The sequence below is a fragment of the Streptomyces sp. NPDC006487 genome (genome assembly GCF_042870555.1).
Taxonomy (GTDB): domain Bacteria; phylum Actinomycetota; class Actinomycetes; order Streptomycetales; family Streptomycetaceae; genus Streptomyces.
Window position 1 is genome coordinate 53,569 of record NZ_JBIAHN010000027.1, and the last position, 22,580, is coordinate 76,148.

The following is a 22,580-nucleotide window of genomic DNA, read 5'->3' on the forward strand; positions in this document are numbered from 1 at the left end:
TTGACTACCTTCCACAAGGTCGCGACGCTGCTCAGTTTCACGCGCGCGGCAACCGAGCTCAAATACGCGCAGTCCAGCGTGACCGCCCAGATCAAGAGCCTGGAAACCTCCCTCGGTACGGAACTCTTCGAGCGCCTCGCGGGGAAGATCCAGCTCACCGCGGCCGGCCGGCGGTTCCTGCCCTACGCCGAGCAGATGGTCGCGCTCGCGGGCGAGGCGCGCGGCATGGCCGCCGGTGACGGCGAGCCCTCCGGCGTCCTGACCATCGGGACCATGGAGAGCATCACCTCCTACCGGATGCCGCCGGTGCTGGAGTTCTTCCACCACCGCTATCCGCAGCTCCAGCTGCAGCTGCGCCCCAGCCTGTGCGCGGAGACGCTGCACTCCCTGCGCCAGGGCAGCTTCGACATGGGCTTCCTGATGGAGGCCGAGACCCGGCACCCCGGAGTGGACAGCGAGATCCTGGGATCGGAGCCGCTCGTGCTGGTGGCCGCGCCCGGCCACCCGCTGGCCGCGGAGACCAAGGTCGAGACCGACCAGCTGCGCGAGGTCCAGGTGCTGGCACCCGAGGCCGGATGCGCGTACCGGGAACTGTTCGAGGCCGAGCTGAACAGCGGCTCCGGCGAGCCCGTGCCCTTCCTGGAGTTCGGCAACATCGAGTCCATCAAGCGGGGCCTGGGTGCCGGTCTCGGCGTGAGCCTGTTGCCCGCGATGACGGTCGCCGACGACATCGCCGCGGGTTCGTTCGCCGTCCTGGCGTGGGAGCCCCCCTTCGAGGTCTTCACGCAGCTCGCCTGGCGGCGCGGCCGCCGGCAGACGCGCGAGATGCAGCTGTTCGTCGAGCGCACGATGGCCTTCATGGCCGCCGAATACGCGTCCTGACCGGATCGGACATCGCGATTTCCGGCATCAGGTAATCCGGGGGTCCGGACCTGGACGGGAAGTGCCGTCCAGGACAGGATTTTCCAGATCACTCCTTATGGCTTTGCGGAGAACTCATGTCAGACATCATGCGTCCGGTCAGGAAATTCATCGTCTCCAGCGTTTCTTCCGATGCGCACATGTGGAATCTCGTATTTCTCCAACTCCTGCTCGAAGAGCACGGCGGAGAAGTCCACAACCTGGGCGCATGCGTCCCCGACGAGGTGATCATCGCCGAGTGCCGTGCCGTTCGCCCGGACGTCCTGGTACTGAGCACCGTGAACGGACACGGCCACCTCGACGGGCTCCGGCTGATCCGCAAGATACGCAGCGAGCCCGATCTCCGGGACCAGCGCGTCGTCATCGGCGGAAAGCTGGGCGTGCGGGGTGCGGAGAACGTGAAGTTCATCGAGAAGCTCGCCGAGGGCGGGTTCGACGGGGTCTTCGAGTCAGAGGGGTCGCTGAACAGCTTCGACGAGTTCCTGCGCGGTCTCGCACCGGCGCCCCGGCTGGCCCTCACCGGTGCGGAGGCGGCGGCATGACCACGGCTCCCGCCCGCCCCTCGGCCACCGCCGTCCTCGAACCGGTCCGGCGCAACCGCTTCTCGGCCTTCGTCCACGAGGCCAAGGCCGCCGGCCGCCTCGTCGTCCAGCCCCGCATGGGCTTCGCCGACCTCGGCGTGATGCGCGACGGACTGCTGGCGGCGCGCGGCGCCAACGCCACGTCCGTCGGGACCGTCACCCTGGACAGCTACACCCGCGTCAACGACCACGACTCCGCCCGCGAGGCCCTGCGCACCGGCGCCGACCTCAACGGGTTCCCGCTGGTCGCCCACGGCCCGCAGGCCACGATCGGCATGCTCGACGGGGTGGCGGGCAAGGACTTCCCGGTCCAGGTGCGGCACGGCTCCGCCCTGCCGTACCCGCTGTTCGAGGCCATGGTCGCCGCGGGCATCGACGCCACCGAGGGCGGCCCGGTCTCGTACTGCCTCCCCTACAGCCGCGCCCCGCTGACCCAGGCCGTCGACGCCTGGTCCCGCTGCTGCGACCTGATCGCCGCGCAGGACGACCAGATGCACCTGGAGAGCTTCGGCGGCTGCATGCTCGGCCAGCTCTGCCCGCCCAGCCTGCTGGTCGCGCTCAGCGTCCTCGAAGCGCTGTTCTTCGCCGAGCACGGCCTGACCAGCATCTCGCTCAGCTACGCCCAGCAGACCCACTCCGGCCAGGACCTCGAAGCGCTCGCCGCGCTGCGCAGGCTGGCGGGCGAGCGGCTCGGCGGCGTCGACTGGCACGTCGTCCTGTACACGTACATGGGCGTCTACCCCCGCACCCCCATCGGCTCCTTCCGGATCCTCCAGGACAGCGCCCGGCTCGCCGTGCGCAGCGGCACCGAGCGGCTCATCGTCAAGACGCCGGCCGAGGCGCACCGCATCCCGACCGTCGCGGAGAACGTCGACGCACTGGAGTTCGCCGCCGCCGTCGCCGCCGACGAGTACCAGAACGGCACCCCCGAACCGCCCACCAGCACGGGCCTGTACGAGGAGGCCCGGATGCTCGTCGACAGCACCCTGGAGCTGGGTCACTCGGTGGGGGCGGCCCTGGTGAGCGCGTTCGCCCGCGGCCACCTCGACGTGCCGTTCTGCCTGCACCGCGACAACGCCAACAAGTCCCGTGCCTACGTGGACCCGCGCGGCCTGCTGCGCTGGGCCGAGCCCGGCGCGATGCCCCTGCGCCCCGACCGGACGGGCGGCCAGGGGGCCCTCTCCGCGAAGGGCCTGATCGAGATGCTCGGCTACAACGAGCGCCGCTTCGACCGTGAACAGCTGACCCGAGTGACCCAGTGGAGCCTGACGTGACCACCCTGACCGAGGCCCCGGCGTTTCCCGCCCCCGGCACGGCCCCCGCCCCTCGCGGCCGGGCCGCCGCCACCACGACCCTGGACGCGGTCCGCGCGAGGGGCACCCTCAACGCCGTCGTCAGCCGCGGCATCCGGGGTCTGTCCCGCCAGGAGGAGGACGGCCGGTGGACCGGCCTGGACACGGACGTGGCCCGCGCCGTCGCCGCGGCCGCGCTCGGCGACCCGCGGGCGGTCACCTGGCTGCCGTCCGACCCGGCCGACCGGCTGACCGCGCTGACGGACGGCACGGCCGAACTGACCGTCTCCAACCTCACCTGGACGCTGGGCCGCGAAGCGGCACAGCCCGTCCTGTTCGCCGGGGTGACCTGTTACGACGGCGAGGGCTTCCTCGTCCGCGACGACAGCGGCATCGAGCACCCGGAGCAACTGGCCGGCCGGAGCGTGGCCGTACAGGCCGGCACCACCAGCGCCGCGAACCTGGCCGCCTGGTACGGGCAGCGCGGCCTGGAGCCCGTCCGGCCCGTCGCCTTCGCGACCCCGGCGCAGACCCTGGCCGGCTACGCCTCGGGCGAGTGCGCGGCGTACGTCCTGGACCGTACGGCCCTGGCCGGCGAGCGGGCCGCGCTGGCGTACCCGTACGCCCACCGGATCCTGGACGCGGCGATCTCCCGCGAGCCGATGGCCGCGGCCGTCCGCGACGACGACCCGCACTGGTACCGGCTGTGCCGCTGGGTGCTCCAGCTGCTCGTCGCCGCCGAACACCACGCCGACGAGGCGGGCCCCGGCAACCGCGAGCGGGCCCTCGCCGAGGCCGCCGCGCTCGCGGGCCGGCACGGCCCCGCCCTCGGACTGGACGAGGGCTGGGCGGCCCGCGTCCTGGCCGCCACCGGCACCTACGGGGACATCTACGAGCGCAACCTCGGTGCCGCCTCCGGACTCGGCGTCCCGCGCGGCCTGAACGAGCTGTGGACCCGCGGCGGCCTGCACTACGCGGTGCCGCTGCAGTGAGCCGCCCCGAACCTTCCCCGCCGTCCCCGTCCCCCCTGCCCGAGCCCCTCCCGCCCGAACCTCCCCTGTCTGAGAGAAGGAACGTCCATGAGTAGCGACACCGCGCGCACAGGACCTGCGAATCCGGAGTTGAGGGGATCCGTCGAGCTGACCCTCGCGATGATCCTGTCCGGCACGCTCGGCATCTTCGTCGTCGAGTCGGGGGCCTCGCCCTTCAACGTGGTCTTCTTCCGCTGCGTCTTCGGCGCCGTGGCCCTCGGCCTCTACTGCCTCGTCCGCGGGTTCTTCAAGAACCACGGCTTCACCGCGAAGAAGGTCGGCCTGGCCGCTCTCGGCGGCGTCTTCATCGTCTTCAACTGGGCGTTCCTCTTCGAGTCCTACGAGGCGACGTCCATCTCGGTGGCGACCGTCGTCTACCACACGCAGCCGTTCTACGTCGTCCTGCTCGGCGCCATCCTCTTCCGCGACAAGCTCACCGCGAACAAGTTCGCCTGGCTCGGCGTCGCCTTCGTCGGCCTGATCCTGGTGGCCGGCGTCTCCCTCTCGGACTTCAGCGACGGCGGCAACAGCACCTACCTGATCGGCCTCGGCTACGCCCTGCTGGCAGCCGTCTTCTACGCCTTCGCGACCGTCATCACCAAGCGCGTCACCGGCGTCAAGCCGCACCTGGTCGCGCTGATCCAGGTCACGCTCGGCATCCCGCTGCTGCTGCCCTTCGCCTCCTTCGGCGAGATGAACGGCATGGGCGCCGACTGGGGCTGGCTGGTCGGCCTCGGCCTGATCCACACCTGCCTGATGTACGTCCTCATGTACTCCGCGTACCAGAAGCTGCCCACCGCGAAGATCGCCGTCCTGGCGTTCATCTACCCGGCCGTTGCGATGCTCGCCGACTGGGCCGTGTACGGGCACAGCATCAGCCTCCTGCAGGCGCTCGGCATCCCGCTGATCGTCGGCGCCAGCCTCGGCGTCAACCTCGGCTGGAAGCTCCTCCCGGGCCGGACCCCGGAGGCGGTCCCCGCCCCCGCGGCCGCGACCCCCGCCACCGACACGACTGCAGAGCAGTCCGCCCGGGCCGACGAGGTCCTGATCGGAGAGTCCCGATGACCGCAGTCACCGAAGCGGCGGCGTCCGCCGCCCGGGCCGCCAGCGGCCCCCGCATCGCCATCGTCGGCGCCACCGGCGCCGTCGGCACCACGATGATCGAGCTGATCACGGAGCGCGGCCTGCCCTACCGCGAGCTGCACCTGGTCGCCTCCTCCCGGTCGGCGGGCCGCATCCTGACCGTCGCGGACCGCGAGTACGCGGTCCGGGCGATCGAGGAGTTCGACTTCTCCTCGGTCGACGTCGCCTTCTTCTCCGCGGGCACCTCGGTGAGCCAGAAGTGGGTGCCGGTCGCCACCGAGGCGGGCGCCCTGGTGATCGACAACACCATCGCCTTCCGGATGGACCCGGACACCCCGCTGGTCGTGCCCCAGGTCAACGCGCACGTCCTGGACCACCGCCCGAAGAGCGGGGTCGTCTCCAACCCCAACTGCTCGACCATCCCGCTGGTACGGCTGCTGCGCGGCATCGAGGACCGCTGGGGCATCCGCAACGCGGTCGTCAGCACCTACCAGGCCGCCTCCGGCCTCGGCTACTCCGGTGTCGAGGAACTCCAGGAGTCCAGCCGCGCCACCCTCCAGGACGCGGGCGCGGAGTACGAGCCGCACCACTTCCCGCCGGGCCTCGCCTTCAACGTGATCCCGAAGATCGACCGCTTCCTCGACTCCGGCTTCACGCTGGAGGAGGAGAAGATGCTCCAGGAGTCCCGCAAGATCCTGGAGCTGCCCCACCTCGACGTCACCACCACCTGCGTGCGCGTACCGGTCGCCAACTGCCACTCGGAGTCCGTCTACGTCGAATGCCAGTCGCCGGTGGACCGGGCCGAGCTGGTCGAGGTGCTGGCCGCGCTCCCCGAGGTCGAGGTCCACGACCGCGAGACGCCGACCGCCTTCCCGACGCCGGCCGTCGTCGACAGCTCGGACCTGGTGCACGTCGGCCGGATCCGCTCGACCCAGAACAACCCGCGCGCCTTCTGGCTCTGGCTCGTCGCGGACAACCTGCGCATCGGGGCCGCGCTGAACGCCGTACAGATCGCCGAAGAGCTGATCGACCGGGGCACGCTGTGACCGTGCCCGCGGACACCGCCGTGCCCGCCGTGCCCGCCGTGCTCAAGTTCGGCGGCTCCAGCTTCCGTACCCTCGCCGCGTACGGCGAGCTCGCCCGGGCCCTGGGCGAGCGCGTGGACGCGGACGGCACCAAACTGGTCGTCGTCGTCAGCGGCCAGCCCGGCGAGACCGAACAGTTCCGGGAGCGGCTGAGCCAGGTCAACCCGCACCCGGAGGACGAGACGGTGGCCGGCCTGCTGACGCTGGCCGACACCATCGGGGCGCAGCTGCTCGCCACGGCCCTGCACCGGGAAGGCCGCAGCGCCACCGTGCTCGCCGGTCACCAGTTGGGGCTGGTCACCAACTCGGCATTCATGTGGGCCCGGTTGGAGCGCACCGACCCGCAGCCGCTGCGCACGGCCCTGCGCGACCACGACATCGTGGTCGTGCCGGGCGGCCAGGCGGCGGACGCGCAGGGCCGGCCGACCTGGCTGGGCAAGAACAGCTCCGATCTCTCCGCGGTGGCCATCGCGGCCGCCGTCGGCGCCCCGCGCTGCGAGATCCACTCGGACGTGGACGGCATCTACAGCACCGACCCGCACCTGGTCAGCGGCACCCGGCTGCTGCCCGAGGTCTCGTACAACATCGCGGCGCTCATGTCGCTGTACGGGGCGAAGGTGCTGCACCGCAGGTCCGTACGGCTCGCCCAGAAGCACGGCGTCGAGATCGTCTGCCGCCTCAACCGGGCCCCGTTCACCGAGGGTTCGGTGATCGGCTCGGCCGGCGCTTCGGCGACCGCCGTCGTCCTCAACCAGCGATCGGTGGCCCTGTCGTACGACAGCGACGCCGACGCGGACCTCGCCTTCAACGCCTTCCACGGCGCCAACATCGACACCATCCGACTGACCACCGGCCCCCTGGTCGCGGTCGTCGGAGGCTTCGTGGACCTGGAGGAGTTCCAGCGCCGCGGCGGCCTGACTCCCGGCACGTACGCGGGAGTTCCGGTGACCGCGCTGCGCGGCAGCAAGGTCGCCACGCACCTCGCGGCCGACGGCGGGGAGGCCCTGCACCTCGCCCAGCAGCTGCACGACATCCTCCACGACCCGAGCCTCGCCTTCCCCGAATCCCTTCCGACAGGAGTGTGATCCCATGACCACCAGCATCGAACGGCCCCTCGAGGCCGACCTGTTCACCGCGGACCGCGCGCCCGTGGAGACCTTCACCCGGATCACGCTGCCCGACGCGGTGCGCGACGCCCTTGGCGAGCGGCTGCTCCAGGTGACCGACCCGCTCGCGGACATCGACTTCTCCATGGCCCACTGGCTGCAGATCTTCGCCGGGCTGCCGACCGAGGTCTTCCAGCAGCTGCTGGACTTCGGGCGGCACATCGACACCGCCGGAGTGGCGCTCGTCGAGAACCTGCCGGTGGACCCGTCCGTCCCGGCCACCCCGACGGACGGCGGCCCGAGCCGCGAGAAGTCGACCTGGGTCGCCGAGGGCGTCCTGCTCGGTCTGAGCGGGCTGCTCGGCGAGCCGATCGGCGTCCTCACCGAGAAGGCGGGGCGGCTCGTCCACGACGTCATCCCCGTCGCGGGCGGTGCCACGACCCAGACCAACCAGGGTTCCGAGGTCTTCCTCAACTTCCACAGCGACATCACGCACGACGTGATCGGCCGCTACGACATCGCCAACCCCGACTTCCTCGTCCTCAGCTGCGTCCGCGCGGACCACGAGGGCATGGCCGGCACCTTCTACGCGGACGCCCGCGACGTCTCGGCGGCCCTCGCGCCCTCCGTCCTGGAGACCCTGCGCTCCCCGCTGTTCCGCCTCAACGCCCCCGGCAGCTACGTCCGCGACGTGGCCGGCGGCGGCGAGGTGCTCTCCGATCCCGTCCCGCTGATCAGCGGCGACGAGACCCACCCCGAGATCGTCATCTCGGCCAACGGCGTGCGCGCGCTGACCAGTGGCGCTCAGGCGGCCCTGGACCAGCTCCAGTCGGTCTGCCGTGCCGTCTCCCACGAGGTGTACCTGCGGCCGGGCCAGGCCCTCCTGATCAACAACCGCAAGGGCGTCCACGCCCGGTCCACCTTCACCGCCCGCTACGACGGCCGGGACCGCTGGCTCCAGCGCACCTACGTGCGGCGCAACCTGTGGGACATCCGCTACCGGGTGACCCCGGAGGACCGCCGCATCCACTTCTGAGCCGATTTTCCGAGTCGATCACTTCCGGTTCTGAGACCACGGGGCGCTTCCGCGCGCGAGCGGGAGATGCGGGGGCCGCTGGGAAACCAGCGGCCCCCCGCCGTGTTTCAGGGCTCTGACCAGGGGTTATTGCCCTTCAAGGGGCGGCTGGGACGTTAATTGGCGGAGGCCTCCCCCCGGATGGCGTAGAGTTTGGTTTACCGACGCGGGGTGGAGCAGCTCGGTAGCTCGCTGGGCTCATAACCCAGAGGTCGTAGGTTCAAATCCTGCCCCCGCTACTCAGTACGAAGGCCCGGTCCCCTTTTGGGGGGCCGGGCCTTCGTCGTTTCTGTCGTTACCGTCGTGTCCGTGGTGTCCACGCGTCGCGCGCGCCCCCTCACCCGAACGGTCCCGCCCGAGTCGCCGTACGAGCCCTCCTGCCCCCAGCCTTGGGGGGCGAGGCGGACCGGGCGGCAGGAGAGCAGCGTGGTGGGGCTGGGCCGGCAAGGCAGGGGCGAGCGCGTCTTCGGCGCGGTCGCCGGCAGCGCCGTGGTCCGCCGGATCGTCAAGATGCTCCCGGGCACCCTGATCGTCCTCGGCTTCCTCTTCGACGTGCTGACCCCGCCCAGCTTCACTGGGTCCCCGTTCTTCTCCGCCGCCCCCCTGATCGCGGCCCCGCTGTTCTCGCTCCGGGCCACCGTGCTCACCGGAATGCTGGCCACCCTCGCCGTGGTCGTGCTGCACATCTACAACGGCACCACCTTCAAGGTGGAGGCCATGACCGAGCTGGCCACCGTCCTGACCGTCTCCGGGCTGGCCACGCTGATCAACATCGTCGTGCGGCGCGGTACGGAGCAGCTCGCCTCCGCGCGCGGGATCGCCGAGGCCGCCCAGCGCGCCGTACTGCCGACGCCCGCCGAGCTGATCGCGGGCCTCCAGGTCTCCGCCTCGTACGAGGCCGCGCAGGCGGACGCCTTCATCGGCGGCGACCTCTACGCCGTGCAGGACACCCCGTACGGGGTGCGGCTCGCGGTGGGCGACGTACGGGGGAAGGGGCTCGGGGCGGTCGAGGCCGTCGCCGTGGTGCTCGGGGCGTTCCGGGAGGCGGCGGAGAGCGAGCCCACGCTGGAAGGGGTGGCCCGGCGACTGGAACGGGCGCTGGCCCGGGAGGGCAACCGGCGCGACAGCCTGGACGCGGTGGAGGGGTTCACCACGTGCGTGCTCGGCGAGATCCCGCCCGGCGCGGGCCTGCTGCGGCTCGTCAACCGGGGCCACCCCGAACCGCTGTTGCTGTACGCGAACGGCGGCATCGCGGAGCTGGCCCCCGCCGAGCCGGCGCTGCCGCTGGGCATGGGGGAGCTGGGCGGCTGGCCGGACCGGGCGCAGGAGTGGCCCTTCCCGGAGGGGGCGACGCTGCTCCTGTACACGGACGGGCTGACGGAGGCCCGGAACGGTACGGGGGCCTTCTACGATCCGGCCGCCCGGCTGCGCGGGCGGGTGTTCCCCGGGCCCGACGAACTGCTGAGCGCGCTCGCCACCGATGTCCGCCGCCACACGGGCGGCGCGGCGACGGACGACATGGCCCTGCTGGCGGTCGCCCGGCCGGGGGCGGGGCAGCCGAACCGGCGCCGGACGGTGCGGGTGGTCCCGAAAGGGAGCGGGGTGTGACCGAACGTGACCGAAGGAGCGCGCTCGGCAAGCAATCTGACGTGCCATCAATGTGAAGATGTGGCGCGAGGGGTGGGAGAGGTGGCTATTTTTTGCCCGGGTTGATCCCTGTGTGCGGCGAGAAGTCCTGGCCAGAGCTGTGCAGTCGGTGGCTGATTGTCGTTAACGATCAATCGCAACTGCTTGGAATCACTCCCCCTTCTCTATTACCGTTCGATAACGCAGAGCGGTCGTCCCAGCCGTCGCAAGAGACGGCACCGTGCGCGTGCTCGCCCATGAGGAGTGTGCCCCGGTGGCCTCCAACTCGCCTGCCCCTGAAGGCATCGACGTCCAGGAGCAGCCCACGGCCGGAGCCTGGGGCGAGTGGAACCCCACCGAGGACTCGGCCCGGCCGCCTCGCGGAAAGCACCGCGTGCTCAAGCAGCGCGGGGGACTGGCCCGATCCTCCACCGTCCTCGGCGTCGGCGTGATCGCCGCGGTCGGCGCGGGCGGCATCGCCACCGCGCAGGACCGGCCCCAGGTCGCCATATCCCTGCCGTCGCTGCCCTCCCTTCCCGAGTCGCTGGGCGGCGCGGACCAGGACTCCGCCGACGGGGAAGCCACCACCGGGGACCTGGGGGCCGCGCGGTCCGCGGAGCAGGCACGGACCGGGATCATCCCGCAGCAGTCCAACCGCCGGTCCGACGCGGGCGAGCTGCTGCGCAGCCGCATCCTCCAGCAGGCCGAGTCCCAGCAGGAGGCCGCCGCGGCCCAGGAGCGCGCGGAAGCCGAACGGGTGGCGCAGGAAGCCGCGGCCCAGCAGGCCCGCGATGCCCGGGCGGCCGGGGAAGCGGCCGAGAAGGCGGCGGCCGAGGCGGCCGAGAAGGCCGCGGCCGAGGAAGCGCGCCGGGCGCAGGAGGCCAAGGAGGCCGCGGAGGCCAAGGCCAAGGCGGAGAGCGCCGCCCGGTCGGCCGGATCCTTCTTCCTGCCGACTTCGGCCTACACCCTGACTTCGCACTACGGCGACTCCGGCTCGATGTGGTCCTCCGGCCACCACACCGGCCTGGACTTCGCCGCCCCGACCGGCACCCCCGTCAAGGCGGTCGGCTCGGGCAAGATCACCTCCGCCGGCTGGTCCGGGGCGTACGGCTACCGCATCGTGCTCGAGCTCCCCGACGGCACCGAGATCTGGTACTGCCACCTGTCCTCGATGTCGGTGACCGGCGGCTCCGTCGCCGGGGGCGACACCATCGGCCGGGTCGGCGCGACCGGCAACGTCACCGGCCCCCACCTCCACCTCGAAGTGCGCCGGGGCGGCGTCACGGTGGACCCGCTGTCATGGCTGACGGCACGGGGCCTGAACGTCTAGGACCCGGTACGAGGCCGGGGGCGCGGACCGGCGCCGACGGGTCGAGCGGAACACCGGGCGAGCTGCCGAGCAGGCTGCCGAGCGGGCCCAGCGGGTCGAACCGGGGCGGGAGCAAGTCCTCCAGAACCGCCGCCCGGGACAGCGCAGGGCCCGCCGTCGCACGGCGCAGCCACAGCCGGCGCAGCAGCTCCCGCTCCCGCCCCGCGAAGTCCGGCTCCCGGGCCGGGCCGCCGCTGCGCGCCCGGTGACGTAGCAGGGCCAGGGCCGCGGCATCGGCCTCGTACAGCGCGACCGCCCGTCCCGCGGGCCGCCCCCCGGTGCTCCGGGCCAGCGCGCGGGCCAGGGAGCGCGCGGGCATCGACGCCAGCGCGGGCACTTCGGCCGGGCTCAACCAGCCGGCGGCGGCGTACAGGGCGAGCTCCCGGGCGAGGGCCCGCAGCCGGCGGCGCCGTATCCACACGGCCAGCCAGGCCAGCAGCCCGAACACCGGGACCATCACGCAGCCGTAGACCACGTAGAACCCGGACTCGCCCAGGTCCGAGGAGCTGTTCCACAGCGCGTGCAGCCCCATGGCCGAGGTCAGGCCGAGCACGGGCAGACCGATCCGGCGCATCCGGCCCGCGGCGAGCGCGGCGGCGCCGAAGCCGAGACCGGTGGCCACGGTGAACAGCGGATGCGCGAAGGGGGACATGACGCCCCGGACGAAGAACGTCGCCGCCGTCACGGAGTTCAGTACCCCGGTGCCGTTCTCGACGTCCTCGTCGAAGGCATTGCCGAGATAGAGGATGTTCTCGGTGAAGGCGAAGCCGGTGGCGGTCAGGCCGGCCATCACGAAACCGTCGGAGGGGCCGGTGAACTGGCGTCTCCTGAACAGGAACACCAGCAGCAGGGCGGCCGCCTTGGCGCTCTCCTCGACCACCGGTGCGATCGCCACCGAGCCGAGCTGGTCGGCATCGGAGGGATCGGCGGTGGCCGCGGCTATCCACTGGGTCGCGAAACTGTTGGCCAGTATGGCGATCAGGGCCGCGGCGCACGCGCCCCAGCCGAAGCAGAACGCCAACTGCGCCCACGGATGCGGCGCGGCCCGCCCCACCCAGCGGAACGCCGCCACGAGCGGCGCCACCGGCAGCAGGGCCAGGCCCAGACCGACGAAGAAGCCGGGCGTCCCGGTCTGTTCGCGTACGAGTTCCAGGATCGCGATGCCGCAGACGCCGAGCAGCACGACGAGTACACAGGTACGCACGGCGCCGGGAGTACGCGGCACGCGGTACGGCAGCCGAAACGGCCGGGTCGCTCGGAGCACGTCATGACTCTACCGAGCGGACCCGACACGCGGAGTGATGTGCTCAGTTCTGGGCGTTACCCGTGCGCCGGAACAGCAGATCGTGTACGACGTGCCCCTTGTCGAGGCCCTGCCCCTCGAAGCGGGTGAGCGGCCGGAAGTCGGGCCGGGGCGCGTAACCGCCGTCGGCCTGCGTGTTCTCGAACTCCGGCTGGGCCGTCAGCACTTCGAGCATCTGCTCGGCGTACGGCTCCCAGTCGGTCGCGCAGTGCAGGATCGCCCCGGGCGCCATGCGGGTGGCGGCCAGCGCGAGGAACTCGGGCTGGATCAGGCGCCGCTTGTGGTGGCGGGCCTTGGGCCAGGGGTCCGGGAAGTACACGCGGAGCCCGGCGAGGGAGTCCGGCGGCAGCATCTCGCGGAGCAGGATGATGGCGTCCCCGTTCGCGACGCGCACATTGGTCATCCCGCCGCGCTCGGCGAGGGCGAGCAGATTCCCCTGCCCGGGGGTGTGCACGTCGGCGGCGAGGATCCCGGTCCCCGGGTCGGCGGCGGCCATCTGCGCGGTGGCCTCACCCATGCCGAAGCCGATCTCCAGGACGACGGGAAGTCCGTCGAACATCTCCTTCAGATCGATCACGTCACGCCCGTCGATGTCGAGCCCCCAGGTCCCCCAGAGCCGCTTCAGGGCCTCGCCCTGCCCGGTGGTCACCCGGCTGCGACGGGGCTGGAAGCTCCGGATCCGCCGCTCGTGGTGCGATCCGGCCGGATCGGGCGCGGGCCCGTCGGGAAACCGCGGCTCGGTACGCCACTTCGGAGGCACGTAGCTGGAGGTCGCCTCCGGCGCGGGCTCGGCGGCGGGATTCTGGGGACTCAGAGACTCAGACACAATCCCCGGATTCTACGCGCGCCCACCCCCACCCACACTGCGGCACCAATCCAGCCGTCCGGCGTTCCAAGACCGCGGTCCGGGGCGGAGCCCCCGGGGGTCCGGACGCAACCCGGCACCCTTTCCCTTCAGCCGTCCGGCGTTCGAAGACCGGGGTCCGGGGCGGAGCCCCAGGGCTTTTCGGGTCCGGGCAGAGCCCGGGGAACGGTGGAAGGGCGGGTAGGGGACTTTGCCCCGCGCAGCGGCACTCCCGCAGCGGCACTCCCGCAGCCCCCGCTCCGGCGCGGGGCACAGCCCCGCGCAGCGGTGATCCGGCTGTCGGCCGGGCGTGGCCAAGCCCCGCAGGGCTACGCGCTGCGCAGAGACTTGAGCGCCCGCCCGGCAATCTCCCGCCCGATCGGCAGCGAAGCGGTGGCCGCAGGCGAAGGCGCGTTCAGCACGTGCACCGCCCGCTCCCCCTCCCGGATCAGGAAGTCGTCCACCAGCGTCCCGTCCCGCAGCACGGCCTGCGCCCGCACCCCCGCCGCCGCGGGCACCAGATCCTCCCCGCGCACCACCGGCAGGAGCCTGCGTACCGCCTCGACGAACGCCGCCTTCGACAGCGACCGCCGCACCTCGCCCGCTCCGTACCGCCAGTGCCGCGCGGCCACCCGCCAGGAGCCCGGCCAGGCCAGCTCGTCCGCGAGGTCCCGCGGCCGGACCACGCCCCACCCGTACCCCTCGCGCGCCAGCGCCGGCACCGCGTTCGGCCCGACGTGGACCCCGCCCCCGATGCCCCGGGTCAGGTGGACGCCGAGGAAGGGGAACGCCGGGTCCGGCACCGGATAGACCAGCCCGCGCACCAGATCGGGCCGGGCCAGGTCGTAGTACTCGCCGCGGAAGGGCAGGATCCGCATCCCCGGGTCGTCCCCGGCCAGCCGCGCGATCCGGTCGCACTGCAGCCCCGCGCAGTTCACGAGGACCCGCGCGCGCACGACGAGCCCGTCGCTCGTCCGCACCGCCACGCCCGAAGCCCGCCGCGAGATCAGGTCCACCGCCCCGCCGTAGACGATCTCCGCGCCCGAGGACTCCGCGAGCTGCCGGGCGACCCGTCCGTAGTCCACGATCCCCGTGGTCCCGACGTGGATCGCCGCGAGCCCGCGCACTTCGGGCTCGTACTCCGAGATCTGCGTCGGCCCCAGCTCCCGCACCGGGATGCCGTTCTCCCGGCCCCGCTGCACGAGCGCGTGCAGCCGCGGCAGCTCGTCCCGCTCGGTGGCGACGATGAGCTTGCCCGTCACCTCGTGCGGGATGCCGTGCTCCGCGCAGAACTTGACCATCTCGGCCGCGCCGCGCACCGCGAAGCGCGCCTTGAGCGAGCCCGGTTTGTAGTAGATCCCGCTGTGGATCACGCCGCTGTTGCGGCCCGTCTGGTGCTGCGCGGGGCCGTCCTCCTTCTCCAGGACGACCACCCGGGTCCCCGGAGCGAGCCCCGCGAGCGCATGCGCCGTCGACAGGCCGACGATCCCGCCGCCGATCACCAGCACATCGCAGTCCAGCCTGCCGATGCCGCCCACGCCGCCGCCCACACTGACACCTCCCACCCCTGCATAGTGCACCCCGCCACTGACAGCGGGGCCACGCGGGGCCTATGCCGGGGTTACCAGCAGAGGCCTGGCCCGCTCGCGCAGTTCGGCGACGCGCGGTTCGTCCCCGTACGGTTCCAGCCGGTGCAGGAGGTCCCGTACGTACTCCGTCGTGCGGGCCGACGAGATCCGCCCGGCGACCTCCACCGCCCGGGTCCCCGCCGCACACGCCGCGTCGAGGTTCCCGGACTCCAGCTCGGCCACCGCGCTCACGACGAGCCGCAGCCCGTGTGATCGTACGTACTCCTCCGTCGGCCGGGACAGTGCCTGTTCCGTGAAACGCCTTACCTGCCGCGGGAGTTTGAGGTCGCGATAGCACTCGGCCGCGTCCGCCGCGAAGCGGTCGTACGAGTAGAAGCCCAGCCAGGTCGGATCGGCGTCGCCGTCCCGGGCCCGTTCCAGCCAGCCCTCGGAGGCCCGCAGCGCCGCCCCGGCGGCCGCCGAATCGCCGGCCTTCGCGTGTGCCCGGGCCTCGACGAGGCGGAAGAAGCTCATCGTCCGCGCCGTGGCCAGGCCCCGGTTGCGCTCGACGGCGGCCTGCGCGAGGTCCACCCCCTCGTCCGGGAAGTCCCGGTAGGTGGCCTGCAGGGACATCGACGCCAGCACGTACCCGCCGAGCGGTACGTCCGCCGCGGCGCGGGCCAGGCGCAGCGCCTGGATGTAATAGCGCTGGGCGGCTTCCTGCTGCCCGGTGTCGAAGGCCATCCACCCGGCCAGCCGGGTCAGTTCGGCGGTGGCGCCGAAGAGTGCGCGGCCCACCTCGTCGGTGTAGGAGCCGAGCAGCAGCGGCGCCGCGTCCACCCGCAGGCATTCGGGGACCATCGAGGAACGCCAGTCGCCGCCCCCGTACTTGGAGTCCCAGCGGCGGGCGTCCTCGGCGGCCTCGCGCAGCTTGGTCACGTCGCTGTGGCCCACGCGCTGCGGGCCCCCGGCCTCGTGCGCGGCCGGAGCGGGCGCCGGTGGCGTTTCACCCGGAGGCTGGGCGGGCACACCCCCGACATGAGCACCGGGCGGTGCCGGAAGGCCTTCCGGCGGGGCCGCGCCCGGCACCGGTTCGCGCACCACCGGTTCGCGTGCCACCGAGCTGTCGGCGGGAGATATCAGCCAGCGTGAGGCCGGCGTCGCGTACGCCGACACCGAGAAGGAGCCGGCGAGCGACTGCCAGATCCCGCCACCCCCGCGCCGGCCGGCGAGGTCGAGCCGGTAGAGGTCGGTGGCCGAGCGCACGGCCGCGCCCACGTCGCGCGGGAAGGCCAGCCCCACCTCGGGCGCCGGATCCGCGTCCGCGAGCCCGATCTCGTGCAGCGGCACGGGCCGGCCGAGCTTCGCGCCGATGGCGGCCGCGATGAGGTGCGGGGCGGCGCCCTGCGGCACCATCCCCTTCGACACCCACCGGGCCACCGAGGTCTTGTCGTAGCGGAGGGTCAGACCGCGCTGAGCGCCGAGGTCGTTGACCCGCCGGGCCAGCCCGGCGTTGCTGATGCCCGCGAGGGCGAGGACGGCGCCGAGCTTCTCATTGGGCTCGCGGAGCTCCCTGGACATGCGCCACCCCTCGTCACACGCGGAACGCAGACGCCGCCGGGGCATAGGCGCCCGGCATTTCGTAAACCCAGCGTAGTTCCCCGCCTCCCAAGCGTTAAGGCCCCCTGTTCCGTATGGCGGGATTGTTGTCCGTATGCACAGTCGGGCGGGGGCCCGGGCCCGGGGCGCACGTGTCAGCGCGTGCTCCATCCGTGTGGCCGTGCGCCCACCCGTGCGCTCTGGCCGCTGCGGGGGCCCGGCGATTCGATGTGCGGTGCGTGGGTCGGCCCACCGCGTGGACCGGGCGGGCCGGGGGATGCCGCTGCCTCAATCCCCGCGGGTGGCGGAACGGTCCGGGGGGTGGATCCCGCCCCCCGGACCGCGCTCGGCGCAGGCTCCGCGCTGCTCCGCGCAGGGCCCTCAGTACGGCCGAAGAATGGCCGAAACCGACCTATGGGGCGGTCGGAACGGAACGCCAAATACCGCATGGCCGGGGCGTGTTCGTTTATACGTGCGCCCCCTTACCCACTCCCGTACGCCTGTCTCGTGGCAGCATGGACCCCGAGCCACACCCGGGGTCCCTCCGGCCGCGCGCAGAGCGCCGGCCGCGCGGTTCGCACCCCGGTCAGGTGCCCACGGGCTGGGGAGGCGGCGGTGCGCTGGTTGGTGGGTTGGAGCAGTATCGCCGCGAGCTTCGGCACGGCCGGACGGGTCGCGGGGCACGGCGCCGCGCACGCCTCCGGCCAGGGCCGATACGGCTCGGACCACGGATCGGCCGCGGCCTACGGTTCCGGGAACGGCTCCCGCCCCGACGGCTGGGGCGACGGCCCGGTCCGCGGCGGGCTCGCCGACGCCGGCCACCCCGACGAACCGGGCGCCGCCGACGCCGACCGCACCGTGGTCCCCGTCGGGGCCCAGCTCCTCTGGGGCGATCCCGACCCCCTGTGGGCCGTCGGCGACTGGCGCCCCGACGAGATCCGCACCCTCACCGCCGACCCCGCGGACCCCTTCACCCGCCTCGCGGTCCTCGGCTGCTGCGGCGCCACCGACGAGGAACTGCGCCGCGCCCTCTACGCCGCCCGGGGCGGCGCGCTGCGCCACCTCACCCAGTGGCCCGGCAGCTACACCGCCGTCGTCCAGGCCGGCCGCCGCATCACCGTCGTCGGCGACCTGGCCGGTGCGCGGCCCGTCTTCTACACGCCCTGGGCGAGCGGGACCGCGTACGCCACCGCCGCCCTCCCGCTCGCCGACCTGATCGAGGCGCAGCTCGACATCGGCCATCTCGCCGCGCTGCTGGCCTGCCCCGACAGCCCGGAGGCGCTGGGCGACGGCACACCGTACGTCGGCGTACGCCGGATCCCGCCCGGGCACGCCCTGATCCTGCGCGAGGGCTCCCGGGAGATCACCGGGTACGAGCCGGTGGCCTCCCTCGCGGTGGCCGCCCCCGCGGCCGACCCCGCACTCGCGGTGGAGGGCGTACGGGAAGCGTTGGTCGACGCGGTGCGCGCCCGGCTCACGGCTCCGCGGCATGCTCCCGAGACGCTGCCCTACGACCCCGGGCCCGTCCCCGGAATGGGCCCGGCCGACCGGCGGGCCGCGCGCGGCGCGCCCGCGCCCGTCCCCGGAGTCGGCGCGGACCTCTCCGGAGGCAGCGCCTCCGCGACCCTCGCCCTGCTCGCGGCCGGCCTCCCGGGCGCACCCGGCGCCCTGCTCGGCGGCACCGGGGAACGCCTCCTCGCCGTCACCTTCAACGACCTGGCCACCCCCCGGGGCCGCGAACCCGAACTGGAACGCGCCCACGCCATCGCGTCCGACCCCCGCCTGCACCACGTGGTCGTGGCCGCCGCCGAGGAAGCCCTCCCGTACGCCGACCTCGACGGGCCGCTGACCGACGAACCGGGTCCCTCCCTGGTCTTCGCCGCCCGCGAGCGCCGCCGCCTCGCGGCCGGCTCGGCTGACCACTTCACCGGCCACGGAGCCCGCCAGGTCCTCGACGCCCACCCCGCCAGGCTCGCCGACCTGCTGCTCGACCGGCGCCGGCGGCACCTGCTCCGCCCCACCCTGGCCCTCGCCCGCTCCGCCCCCTCCGAGGGCGACTCCCTCCTCGTTCCCCTGCTCGTCCCCCTCACCGTGTACGCGGCGGCCCGCCGCCTGGCCCGTACGCCCTACCGCACCGGCATGGAAGCGGCGGCGGCCCGGCTGCGCGACGGAGTCCCGGCCGCGGGTCCCGGATCGCCGGTGGACGCCTCGCTCGCGGCCCTGGCCTGGTCCCGGCCGGGCCCGGCGGCGGCCTGGCTGACGGGCGAGGCACTGGCCGAGGTATCGATCCGCCTCACCGCCGCCGCGGGCCGCCCTCCCCTCTCGCTGCGCCCCGGGGAGGCCCGGGCCCGCGCCGTCCTGGCCCGGCACGCCGCCGACCACCGGGTCTTCGAGCAGGCGGTGGAGGTCCGCAGCCAGCGGCTGCACGCCCCGTTCCTGGACAATCAGGTCGTACGGGCCGCCCGGGCCCTGCCCGAATCCCTCCGCGTGCAACCCGGAGCCCGGGCCGCCGTCCTGCGCGGGGTCCTGTCCTCGGCCGGGGTCCGGGACCTCCCCCCGGGGTGGGGCGCGACCGCCCACGCCCCGAACGAGTCGGCGACCCGCCTGGGACTGCGCGCGGCCCTCCCACGGCTCCTGACCCTCTTCGCGTCCCCCCTCCTGGCGGACGCGGGCCTGATCGAAGCCCGGGTCGTCCGCCAGGCCCTCCTCGACGCGGCGGACGGCCGCCCGGTCCCGCTCGACGGCATCGCCGAACTCGTCTCGATGGAACTGTGGCTGACCCGCCTCCTGGCCCGCCGGGGCACCTGCTGGACCGGCACCTCCACCCCGCGCCGCAGAGCCGTCCCCACAGGAGTCCCCCTCCGTCGCCCGGCCCTGTCCTGACCGCCGCTCCTCGCCGCCGGCCCTGGCGGCACGCGGCCCCCGGGTGCGACGGCCGTGAGGAACCTCAGCGGCAGCTGATGACGGAGTCGGCCCAGCTCGCCAGCGTCGGCAGGCGGCCGCCCCCGGCGCGCTCCACGACCAGGCGCAGCGTCTTGTGCCCGGAGAGCGAGACGGACACGTTCGCCGCCGGGTCCTCGTAGCCCAGGGCCCGGGAATGCCACAGCCGCTGCCCGTCCGCGTACACGGAGAAGCGGACCGTGCCGTCCGTGAGCAGCGACATGCCGTCCACACCGGCCCGCGCGGAGAAGGCGACGCACCTCCGGTTGAGGGTGATCTCCACGGAGGACCGGGAGTTGACCGTGATCCCGTGCGAGAAGCGCTCTCCGCCGATCATCGGGCCCCAGCGCTGCCACACCCAGCTGCTGCGCCAGGTCTCGATCTCGGGGCCCTCGTGGTTCCCGAAGGCGGACTGGCCCAGTGAGGAGAGCCGGAACCCCTGGGGGGCCTGTGGCGAGGGCTTGGGAGGAGCCGGCTTGGAGGGCGGTGCGGGACTCGGCGTGGGGCTCGGCTTCGGACTCGGGACCCGGCTGGGACTCGGAGCGGGCGAGGACCGCTCCGGGCTCCGCGAGGGCTTGGGCGCGGCCGGAGCGACGGACACCGGCGTCGGCGGCGTCTGCTTCTTCGGGGGCGGTACGGATCCTCGTGCCACCGGCGGCTCCGCCCGCGACGGGCCGGGCTCCGGTACGGAGGGGGCCGGACTCCGCGGCACCGGCACGGCCACGCCCGGCGCCGGGTTCGCCCGGACGGTCGGAGCGGCGTCGTCACCGGCCAGCGCGAACACCACGCCGGCGGCCGCGGCCACCACGACCCCGGCGGCGATGGCCGCCTTGGCCGGCAACCCCAGCCCCTCCGAAGCCACGGCTCCGCCGACCCCACCGGCCCCGCCCCCACCGGCGGCCCCACCCGCAGCCCCGGCCCCGGCGGCTCCGGCCCCACCCGCGGCCCCGGCACCAGCGGTAGACCCGCCCACGGCTGCGGCAGCGGCCCCGGCACCACCCGCGGCGACGGCCCCGCCGGCCACCACCCCGGCCGCCTTGGCCGCGTACCCGGCGGCGAACCACCCGATGACGGCGACCGGCAGCAGCGCGGGAATGCCCGCGTTGACGTCCTTGAGCTCCCCGGCCGCGAGCCGGCACCGGGCGCACTCTTCGAGGTGCTTGCGCAGCCCCCGCTCGGCCCGCATCCGCAAGCCCCCGCGGGCATAGGCCCCCAGCCGGTCGGCGTACCGGGCGCAGTCCCCGCCGGAACTCAGCGCGGTGCTCACATGCGCCTGGAGGTAGGCCTGCTTGAGGCCCTCGCGGGCCCGGCTGGCCAGTACCGCGGTGGCGTTCGCGCTCAGCCCGAAGAGCGGGGCGATCGCACTCGGCGAGGCCTCCTCGACGGTGGTGTGCCAGAGCACGGCCTGCCACCGCTCGGGCAGGCTCCGGAAGGCCTGCATCGCGAGGGTCTGCTCGGCCTCGTGCATGGCGCGCACGTCGGCGCCGAGTTCGAGGGTGTCGTCCCCCGCCCGGCCGGGCAGCCCGACCGTGCCGTCGCCGGACCCGGAGGCCTGCTCCGCGAACAGGGCGAAGTCCTCGACCAGATGCTCCCGCTTGGCCGTTTTCGCCCAGGCGGCGGCGACCCGGCGGACGGTGGTCAGCAAGTAGGCGCGCACGGACTGGTCCGGCCCCGCCCCGCCCCGTACGGCCTGGAGGGTCCGCGCGAACACCTCGGCCGTCAGATCGTCGGCGGTGTGCCCGTCACGGCAGCAGGTACGGGCATAGCGGCGCACGGCATCGGAGTGGCGGCGGAACAGTTCCTCATAGGCCCCGTCGTCGCCCCCGCGCATCCGGGCGATCAAGTCACCGTCGGAAGGCGGGAGTTCCCCGCCGGCTCCGGCGGCGTGCCGACCGCCCGGTTCGCGCTGCGCCGGGACCTGCCGTGCGGGGTGGCTGCCCGCCTCGACCTCGCCGCCGGCACCACCGTGTGGCTCTTCCCGCCCGTCAACGCTCATCGCGGAAGCCCTCGCACGACACACTCAACCGGTCCACCGATCCAGCGTGTCACACGGCGGGCACGCGCCGAACCGGTCTCCACACCTTCCACTCATCCGGGCAAGCCCCGACGAATCGCCGTACGGAGCCTCACCCGTTCGAGCGAGAGGCCCCAGTAAGGAGCCGGTTGACGCCGACCGCCGGAACAGCCCTCCGACCTCCCCGCTCCGGGGCCGCCCCGCCCTACGCCGTCCGGGACCGCAGCCCTTCGAGCAGGATGTCGAGCAGCCGGGCGGAAGCCGCCGCCTGCTGCGCCGCGTCGGGCAGCGCGGGCGCGGCCGTCGCTATCACCAGCAGCACATCGGCCACCGTGACATCGGTGCGCAGTGCACCGGCCTCACGGGCCCGGTCGACAAGGCGGCCCACGACCTCGAGCAGCTCGCCCGCGCCGGCGTCCTCCGAAGGCTCGTCGTCCAGGCCGGTCCGCGCGGCGCCCACGACCCGCAGATCGGGCGCCCCGCCGGCCGCGACGGCCTGACGCTGGTGCGGTACCCGAGCGGCCTCGTCGACCGCCCCGTCCGCCCCGTCCTCATCGGGGCCGCCGACCCGGAGCACCTGGGGCGGCAGCAGCCGCCCGGCGCCCGAGGCCACGGAGGTGCGCAGGAAGCGCGACAGTGCCTGCCACGGCTCCTCCTCCTGGCCGAGAGCCGTGCGGGCCTGCTCGGTCAGCCGCGAGGTCTCCTCCTCGGCTATCCGCCGGACGAGGACGTCCTTGCTGGGGAACCGCCGGTACACGGTGCCGACGCCCACCCGCGCGCGTCGTGCGACGTCCTCCATCGGAGCCCCGTAACCGAGCTCGCCGAAGACCTCGCGGGCCGCGCGAAGTACGTGTTCGAGGTTGCGCTGCGCGTCGACGCGCAGCGGCGTGGAGCGGCCCACGCCGTGCGTGGTGGCGCCGCCGGCCATCAGCCGCCCGTGGCTGTCGGTCGCGGAAGCGGCCGACGACAGAGCGGTGGCAGAAGCATGGAAATCGGAAATGTGCATATGTATCCCCCGGTAATTATTTGTCTCCCCCCGGAGACACTCCCCGCCTTCATGTCGAGGGGGGCCACGGTCATGAGGGCCCTGGTCCTACTCCTCGACGAGTTACGAACATAGTTGAGCCAGAGTCAATTCAGAAG

Annotated in this window: 17 protein-coding genes and 1 tRNA gene; 12 read left to right on the top strand and 6 right to left on the bottom strand. The window is 73.5% G+C overall.

Going from position 1 to position 22,580, the window contains the following annotated elements; translation table 11 throughout:
• The 11 genes from ACFYM0_RS35570 (at window position 1) to ACFYM0_RS35620 (ending at window position 11,130) form a co-directional block, all read left to right on the top strand.
• Complete coding sequence (locus tag ACFYM0_RS35570; protein ID WP_388509144.1) at window positions 1-882, top strand: LysR family transcriptional regulator; 882 nt, start codon at window positions 1-3, stop codon at window positions 880-882.
• A gap of 128 nt (window positions 883-1,010) precedes the next feature.
• Window positions 1,011-1,463 carry a cobalamin B12-binding domain-containing protein gene (locus tag ACFYM0_RS35575; RefSeq protein WP_388509190.1) on the top strand — a complete coding sequence of 151 codons (453 nt, stop codon included), beginning with the start codon at window positions 1,011-1,013 and terminating at the stop codon, window positions 1,461-1,463.
• On the top strand, window positions 1,460-2,776 hold the full coding sequence (locus ACFYM0_RS35580) for a methylaspartate mutase (protein WP_388509146.1): 1,317 nt from the start codon (window positions 1,460-1,462) through the stop codon (window positions 2,774-2,776). Before ACFYM0_RS35575 ends, ACFYM0_RS35580 begins: the two co-directional genes overlap by 4 nt.
• Window positions 2,773-3,786, top strand: coding sequence for a transporter substrate-binding domain-containing protein (locus ACFYM0_RS35585; protein WP_388509149.1), 1,014 nt, complete (start codon window positions 2,773-2,775; stop codon window positions 3,784-3,786). Before ACFYM0_RS35580 ends, ACFYM0_RS35585 begins: the two co-directional genes overlap by 4 nt.
• Window positions 3,787-3,873: 87 nt before the next feature.
• Window positions 3,874-4,890: a DMT family transporter gene (locus ACFYM0_RS35590; protein WP_388509152.1), complete on the top strand. Its 1,017-nt coding sequence runs from the start codon at window positions 3,874-3,876 to the stop codon at window positions 4,888-4,890.
• Window positions 4,887-5,954, top strand: a complete 1,068-nt coding sequence (locus ACFYM0_RS35595) for an aspartate-semialdehyde dehydrogenase (protein ID WP_388509155.1) — start codon at window positions 4,887-4,889, stop codon at window positions 5,952-5,954. Before ACFYM0_RS35590 ends, ACFYM0_RS35595 begins: the two co-directional genes overlap by 4 nt.
• Before the next feature lie 2 nt (window positions 5,955-5,956).
• Window positions 5,957-7,078 carry an aspartate kinase gene (locus tag ACFYM0_RS35600; RefSeq protein WP_388509158.1) on the top strand — a complete coding sequence of 374 codons (1,122 nt, stop codon included), beginning with the start codon at window positions 5,957-5,959 and terminating at the stop codon, window positions 7,076-7,078.
• Window positions 7,079-7,082: 4 nt separating this feature from the next.
• Complete coding sequence (locus ACFYM0_RS35605) at window positions 7,083-8,135, top strand: TauD/TfdA family dioxygenase (protein ID WP_388509161.1); 1,053 nt, start codon at window positions 7,083-7,085, stop codon at window positions 8,133-8,135.
• Window positions 8,136-8,339: 204 nt separating this feature from the next.
• Window positions 8,340-8,413 (top strand) — tRNA-Met (locus ACFYM0_RS35610).
• 187 nt (window positions 8,414-8,600) lie between these two features.
• Complete coding sequence (locus ACFYM0_RS35615; protein WP_388509164.1) at window positions 8,601-9,782, top strand: PP2C family protein-serine/threonine phosphatase; 1,182 nt, start codon at window positions 8,601-8,603, stop codon at window positions 9,780-9,782.
• Window positions 9,783-10,074: 292 nt separating this feature from the next.
• Window positions 10,075-11,130: a M23 family metallopeptidase gene (locus ACFYM0_RS35620; protein WP_388509167.1), complete on the top strand. Its 1,056-nt coding sequence runs from the start codon at window positions 10,075-10,077 to the stop codon at window positions 11,128-11,130.
• On the opposite strand, the gene ACFYM0_RS35625 is transcribed toward ACFYM0_RS35620, so the two are convergent.
• The 4 genes from ACFYM0_RS35625 to ACFYM0_RS35640 form a co-directional block, all read right to left on the bottom strand.
• A complete protein-coding gene (locus ACFYM0_RS35625; protein ID WP_388509192.1) occupies window positions 11,081-12,406 on the bottom strand; it encodes a PrsW family intramembrane metalloprotease in 1,326 nt (441 codons plus the stop codon). The genes ACFYM0_RS35620 and ACFYM0_RS35625 overlap by 50 nt on opposite strands.
• Window positions 12,407-12,476: 70 nt before the next feature.
• A complete protein-coding gene (gene trmB, locus ACFYM0_RS35630; RefSeq protein ID WP_388509169.1) occupies window positions 12,477-13,298 on the bottom strand; it encodes a tRNA (guanosine(46)-N7)-methyltransferase TrmB in 822 nt (273 codons plus the stop codon).
• A gap of 347 nt (window positions 13,299-13,645) precedes the next feature.
• A complete protein-coding gene (lhgO, locus tag ACFYM0_RS35635) occupies window positions 13,646-14,881 on the bottom strand; it encodes an L-2-hydroxyglutarate oxidase (protein WP_388509172.1) in 1,236 nt (411 codons plus the stop codon).
• A gap of 45 nt (window positions 14,882-14,926) precedes the next feature.
• Window positions 14,927-16,465 carry a sporulation protein gene (locus ACFYM0_RS35640; protein WP_388509174.1) on the bottom strand — a complete coding sequence of 513 codons (1,539 nt, stop codon included), beginning with the start codon at window positions 16,463-16,465 and terminating at the stop codon, window positions 14,927-14,929.
• A 633-nt stretch (window positions 16,466-17,098) separates the two neighbouring features.
• On the opposite strand from ACFYM0_RS35640, the gene ACFYM0_RS35645 reads away from it, so the two are divergent.
• Window positions 17,099-19,366 carry an asparagine synthase-related protein gene (locus ACFYM0_RS35645; RefSeq protein WP_388509176.1) on the top strand — a complete coding sequence of 756 codons (2,268 nt, stop codon included), beginning with the start codon at window positions 17,099-17,101 and terminating at the stop codon, window positions 19,364-19,366.
• A 64-nt stretch (window positions 19,367-19,430) separates the two neighbouring features.
• On the opposite strand, the gene ACFYM0_RS35650 is transcribed toward ACFYM0_RS35645, so the two are convergent.
• A complete protein-coding gene (locus ACFYM0_RS35650) occupies window positions 19,431-21,419 on the bottom strand; it encodes a sigma-70 family RNA polymerase sigma factor (RefSeq protein ID WP_388509179.1) in 1,989 nt (662 codons plus the stop codon).
• Window positions 21,420-21,642: 223 nt separating this feature from the next.
• Window positions 21,643-22,443 (bottom strand): TetR/AcrR family transcriptional regulator, encoded by an 801-nt coding sequence (locus ACFYM0_RS35655; RefSeq protein WP_388509181.1) that lies wholly within the window; start codon window positions 22,441-22,443, stop codon window positions 21,643-21,645.
• Between the last annotated feature and the right edge of the window lie 137 nt (window positions 22,444-22,580).